The organism is Pseudomonas sp. SIMBA_068, assembly GCF_046534705.1.
Classification (GTDB): Bacteria; Pseudomonadota; Gammaproteobacteria; order Pseudomonadales; family Pseudomonadaceae; genus Aquipseudomonas; species Aquipseudomonas putida.
In genome coordinates this window covers 1-258 of sequence record NZ_JAWRYI010000928.1, presented here as the reverse complement: position 1 = coordinate 258, position 258 = coordinate 1, and the positions used below count along the sequence as shown (strand labels likewise).

The 258-nt window shown below is 54.3% G+C and carries 1 protein-coding gene; it reads left to right on the top strand.

Translation table 11 applies throughout. The features are described from left to right. A partial coding sequence (locus tag SB756_RS32115; RefSeq protein ID WP_410913507.1) for a M48 family metalloprotease occupies nt 1-258 on the top strand: 258 nt, incomplete at both ends.

Below are 258 nucleotides of genomic sequence, written 5' to 3'. Positions count from 1 at the left end.
CGATGGTGCTGGAACTGGTGTTTGGTATTCTCGCCAGCATCATCACCATGTGGTTCTCGCGTCACCGTGAGTTCCATGCCGATGCCGGTTCAGCGAAGCTGGTAGGGCGTGAGAAGATGATTGCGGCGTTACAGCGCCTGAAAACCAGCTACGAACCGCAGGAGCCGAGCAGCATGATGGCGTTCTGTATCAACGGTAAGGGCAAATCGTTCAGCGAGCTGTTTATGTCGCATCCGCCGTTAGATAAGCGTATTGAAG